Source organism: Capnocytophaga sp. oral taxon 380 str. F0488, from assembly GCF_000318255.2.
GTDB lineage: Bacteria > Bacteroidota > Bacteroidia > Flavobacteriales > Flavobacteriaceae > Capnocytophaga > Capnocytophaga ochracea.
Genome location: NZ_KB291185.1, coordinates 1 through 2,421, shown reverse-complemented (window position 1 = coordinate 2,421; position 2,421 = coordinate 1). Strand labels below are relative to the sequence as shown.

The window sequence follows — 2,421 nt, the reverse complement described above, 5'->3', positions numbered from 1 at the left end:
AAATCGGGGTTTCGAGGCGAAAGAAAGGGAAAAGGCACTAAGCCTTAGGCCATAGACACTAGGGGGGAATATGACGGAAAAGAGAGAGGAAAGAAAAAAGTAAGGTAGGGTAGGGAGAAGAAGAGTAATAGAAGTTTGGGGAGTTAAAGGTAAAGAAAATGAGGAAATAGGCTTAAAAACAAAAAGGACTGCCAGAGAGTTTCTGGACAGCCCTTTTTAGTTTATTATAAAAGTACTATTTTTTGATATATAACCAGCCTACTTCAGATTGTTTATTATTATTCTGATCGTAGTATTCAATCACATAATAGTAAGTACCTTGTGGAAGTTTATCGGCAGCTTCTACTGTCACACGACCGTCGGAGATACCTCTAAACACGCGGGTTACGTTGTCGTAGCCACTTACCTCAAATACTTTCACGCCCCAACGGTTGTAGATACGTACCACATTGTTCGGATAGTTTTCTATACCACCAATATGGAAGTGGTCGTTTTTACCGTCGCCATTTACTGACATACCGTTGTAAGGTATGAGCTTGTCCACTATATCAACCGTTACAGTAGCACTGCTACAGCCTGCGGAGTTACAGATTTCGTACACAAAAGTATCGGTTCCTACAAAACCTGTGTGAGGCCTGTATTCTACCGTATTATCGGCATTTACAACTACTGTACCGTTTGCAGGTTGAGTTACTACATTAGGAGTAGTCGCTAAGTTGAGGGTATCGTTCGCTAACACGGCAATATTTATAGGAGTATTCAACGCTGTAGAAACCCTATCGTCTACCGCTACTGGCAATACTGTAGGAGTTACTGTTGTAGGTGATACAGTGATTGTTACTACACCTGTTACACAACTTGTAGGGGTTGCCGTTGTACATACTTGATAAGTAATAGTGTATGTACCGCTTGCTGTGCCGGTTGGAACGGTTACTGTTCCATCAGGATTCAAGGTTGGAACGGTTCCTCCTGGTACTTGTGGCGTTGCTGGAGTTACTACGGTGATAGTAACGTTACCTGTTGGGCCTGTAGTAACTGATTGAGTTCCTACAGTTCCTCCTGTGGTGATATTTCCAGCTGTAGTTGTGGTTGTATCGGTGTATACCATATTGTTGTTTGGCAATATTGGTACGGGTTGTCTCACCGTTACTGTCACTGTTGCTTCTGTACTGCAAGCTGTAGGTGTTGCTACTGAACAGATATGATATGTATATGTGTAAACTCCTGGGATTGCATTAGCTGGTACCGTTACCGAACCGTTGCTTCCTATTGTAGGTACTCCTGTACCTGTTGGCGCAGTAGTTACACTTACTGTTACATTAGTAGCTGTTGCTGATGCAACTCCATCGACAGTATCATTACTCAATATAGTTCCTACTACTGTTGCTGTACCACTTGTTGGCACATCGTAAGTATTATCACCTGCTGTAGGTGTGGCTGTTGCTGTAGGTGATACAGTGAGTACTGTTGTACCACTTACACAAGTACTTGGTGTTGCTGTTGTACAAACATCGTAAGTAATTGTGTAGACTCCTGGAAGCAATGTGCCTGGGACTGTAATAGTACCATCAGGATTCAATGTAGGAGTAGGAGCTCCAGGTGCTGCACCTGGTGTTACTACTACATTGGTAATAGTTACATTACTTCCTGTTGCAGAAGTAGTGGTACCGTCTGGTTTCACTATATCATCATTGTTCAAGATACTTGGTGTTGTACTAGTACCTGTTTGCGTTACTGTAAGGTTTTCAGGACGGATAATAGGTGATGGCTGACTTACAGTAACTGTAAGGGTACCACTTGTACAAGCTACAGGTGTAGCTGTTGTACATACATCATAAGTGATAGTATATACACCTGGAGGTGTGGTAGGTGGTATTTGTACATTACCTGTAGTTGGATCTATCACTGGTGTATTAGGTGTGATAGGACTTGTTATAGTAATAGTTACATTTCCACCAGTACCTGCCGTTGCTGACTGAGTACCTACTGTATCGTTTGTCAATATATTACCTATTGTACGGGTTGTTGTACTTGTAGGTGTTGATGGTACTATTGGTAAATTATCTGGTGTAATTACTGGAACCTCGCCTACTACTACTGTAGCGGTTGCTGTTTTACAGTTAGAAGGATTCAATACTTCACACACTCTGTATACTATATTATAAGTACCTGACTTAGTACCTGTTGGTACAGTTATCTTACCTGTAGTGGTGTTTAAAGTAGGTGTAGGTGTACCTCCTAAGCTTGTTGCTGGAGTTACTACTGCTATAGTTACAGCTGTTGAACTTACTGGGTTTCCACCTAAAGTTGCCGTATCTATTACAGTTTCTGTTGAAGTAGTTCCTGGTGCTAAAGGATATACTTTAGAAGGTACTACTAATTCAGGGGCACCTACAGTTACCACTACAGTGCGTGTTCCTG

The 2,421-nt window shown here is 41.9% G+C and carries 1 protein-coding gene; it reads right to left on the bottom strand.

Translation table 11 applies throughout. The annotated features are described in order from the left end of the window. Nucleotides 1-235: 235 nt before the first annotated feature. Nucleotides 236-2,421, bottom strand: a 2,186-nt coding sequence (locus tag HMPREF9078_RS02720; protein WP_009419204.1) for a gliding motility-associated C-terminal domain-containing protein, incomplete at its 5' end; no start/stop codon positions are given.